The organism is Wenyingzhuangia sp. 2_MG-2023 (assembly GCF_030548295.1).
In the GTDB taxonomy this organism is placed as follows: Bacteria; Bacteroidota; Bacteroidia; order Flavobacteriales; family Flavobacteriaceae; genus Wenyingzhuangia.
The window spans coordinates 1-2,841 of sequence record NZ_JAUOSB010000043.1 but is presented as its reverse complement, the minus strand read 5'-3'; the positions used below and the strand labels follow the sequence as shown (position 1 = coordinate 2,841).

Sequence of the window (2,841 nt, the reverse complement as noted above, 5' to 3'; positions counted from 1 at the left end):
AAGGATTTGGCGACTTAGTAAATATACACAAAACTTTGAGCAAGAACCAAAACCCGTATTAATTTTAGCCGGTGTTAGCTTTAGTGTTTTTACGCTATTTCAAAATCAAATTCATTCATTTGAACACTTAATTTTACATTCGTTTTCAATGCTTTAAAAACTTTCAAAATTGTTTCAATAGTAACATTTTTCGTGTTTCTTTCAAGCTTAGAAATTTGAGATTTTTGCACACCAATTAAACTTCCAAGTTGTTCTTGTGTTAATTTTCGTTCTTTTCTCACTGACTTGATTGTTTCTCCAAGAATTTCAAGTTGTAAGTCAAATTCATATTTGTCTCTATTTTCAGTACCAACTTTTCCAATATGTTTGTCTTTCATTTGGTCAAGTGTCATTGTTTTCAATTTCTTTGTTTCCATATTTTAAAAGTTTTATTGGTTAAAATATTCAGTTTTAATTTGATTCGTTTTCTCTATTTCGTTTTTAGGAACTTTACTTACTTTTTTAATAATTCCATGAGTTGTAACAACTAAAGTTTCAGTATTTCCAGTTTTATCCCAAAAAGCAAATAACCTATATTGGATTTTGTTGTACAGAGTTCTAAACTCCCAAACGTCATCGGTCAATTTCTTAAATAATTTAGGATCATTTATGAACTTGGCTTTTTCCATATTATAAAAGATTTTGGATCTAGCTTTGTCATCTAAACTATCCATAAATTCAATAGCTTCCTCAAGAAAAATAATTTCAAATTTTTGTTTCATTCAATTCTATTAATTTTCAATAGAACAAATTTACTCTAAAAAGTTGATATATATGGAAACTTTTCTGTTTTTTTACATTAAAGCTAACGGTTTTGGCTAGGCTTTGTGCGGGCTTGAAAATCGACAAGATTTTCGAACACGGACTAAGCCGAAGCTTTTTGTTTGGTTTTGTTTCTTTGTTTTCACAAAGCCAAATCAACAAGATTTGGCGACTTAGTAAATATACACAAAACTTTGAGAAAGCACAGAACCCGCATGAAGTTTAGCCGGTGTTGGCAACAGTTATTTTTTTCTACTCCAATAGTTTGTAGAAACTGGTAAAACTTCATTGTTAGGACCTTTCATAAACATAAATGGAATTTCGTTCTTTTTATTTCTCTCCATATATTCTTTCAATCCGAACTGAATATCTATAATTGATTCAGTTGTTTTATTTAAAAGCCAAAACAAAATAAACGATATTGATAAATCATTATCTTTTCCAAGTTCTCTTAATTCACTAAAATTTTTATTGAATTTAGAAGATGATATAATTTTCGTTTCAACTTTACCTTCCATTAATTCTATTGAAAGTGATGATTTTCCGTTATCATTCCCAATGTGAATTAAATAAGACCTATGGTCATAAAGTTTCCCAATAAATGTTCTGTCTAAATTGTCAATTAGTTCACTAAAGTTAGTTTGAGATAATTCGTTTTTTTTGTCTCGAACGGATTTAGCAAATTGAGTCCATTTAATTTTTTTCTGATTTTTAATACACAAGAAACCAACTAAATTACTTACATAGTCAAATGCAGAAACAATATGAAAAATTACGCTATCAAATAATGATGAAATATCTGATTTTCTATTTTCAAAATGAACTTGCACACTAATTTGTCCATTTTGTTTAAAATAAATTTCAGTTAATTCTCGGTCTAGTGAATTTAGAAGATTTACAAGAATATTTATATGAAGTCTGGTTGCTTTTAAACGATAAAGTAAGTTGTCTCTAAATTCATAGATTTTTTTGTCATTAAAACTAGAGTCTAAATACTGCTTATAATCCATTCCAATTGCAATCATATTATTATCGATAACTTGAAAATTATTAAGGACGTTTTTCATTTCCGATTTTAAATCAACAATATTTTTATATGGTCTGTTTTCTCGCAATTATTCGGTTTTTTTTCTAATTGTTGCCAACGTGTTTATATATGGTTTGTTGCGTGAATTTTGCACTAAATTAATAAATAATTACTGACAAAGAAAATCCGCGAGGATTTTCGTAAGTAAGCAAAAAGCAAGCAATAAATTATATATGTTGTTAGGCACTGGCTTTTTATTTCATTTTTGCTTTAATTTTCGACCATAAACTAAGTTTTTTAGGTTTGATTATTTCTTTTCTTTCAGCAATTTTGTCAAGAAATTTTTCAGGCTCTGTTAAAAAGTCTACAGCATTAGATTTCTTTAAATCTTCGTAAATTAATTCAGGTTTCGATTCAAATAAATGACCATTAGTATTATAAACCATTAATTCATTTTCTAAACACAGTTCAAGCATTCCTGATAAAAAAATCTTTGCTTTTTCTTTATCTCTTAAATCTGTTCTAAATTCAAATTCGTTTATAGATTTAGTATTTGAGTCAAAAGAAATATAACAATCATTATCTTCATTTTTATCAGAGTTTCCTTTCCAAATAATAGAATTTAAAGAATCCTTTCCATAATCTGCTCTAGAAACTAATTTGTCAATTTTTGAGGAGATTATTTTTAAGTCAAGTTTTTTATTTTTCCACCAATTAATTGTTTTTACATCTTCAAAATCTGGCTCAGGTAGATTTTCAATATCTTCAATATCTTCAATATTTTCCCAATACTTTTCCCAAGCGTCTTCGTTAATTTCGAGTTTTATTGGAATTTTTCCAAATTTACTCAAAATTGATTTTTTTGGAATAATATTAAGTTGATATTGCCAAATAGCCATTTTCAGATTTTTTATCCATTCAGATTTGCGCTTGTGCCTAACGGTTTTGGCTAGGATTAGTACGGGAAGAAAAGGAGCAGAGCCTTTTCGAACACGGACTAAGCCGAAGCCTTT

At 28.0% G+C, this 2,841-nt stretch carries 4 protein-coding genes; all 4 read right to left on the bottom strand.

The window, feature by feature from the left end; translation table 11 throughout:
• Nucleotides 1-89: 89 nt before the first annotated feature.
• On the bottom strand, nt 90-416 hold the full coding sequence (locus Q4548_RS16505; RefSeq protein WP_303457089.1) for a helix-turn-helix domain-containing protein: 327 nt from the start codon (nt 414-416) through the stop codon (nt 90-92).
• 12 nt (nt 417-428) lie between these two features.
• Nucleotides 429-761, bottom strand: coding sequence for a type II toxin-antitoxin system RelE/ParE family toxin (locus Q4548_RS16500; protein ID WP_303457086.1), 333 nt, complete (start codon nt 759-761; stop codon nt 429-431).
• 282 nt (nt 762-1,043) lie between these two features.
• Nucleotides 1,044-1,916 (bottom strand): hypothetical protein, encoded by an 873-nt coding sequence (locus tag Q4548_RS16495; protein ID WP_303457084.1) that lies wholly within the window; start codon nt 1,914-1,916, stop codon nt 1,044-1,046.
• Between the two features lie 166 nt (nt 1,917-2,082).
• A partial coding sequence (locus Q4548_RS16490) for a hypothetical protein (RefSeq protein WP_303457082.1) occupies nt 2,083-2,841 on the bottom strand: 759 nt, incomplete at its 5' end.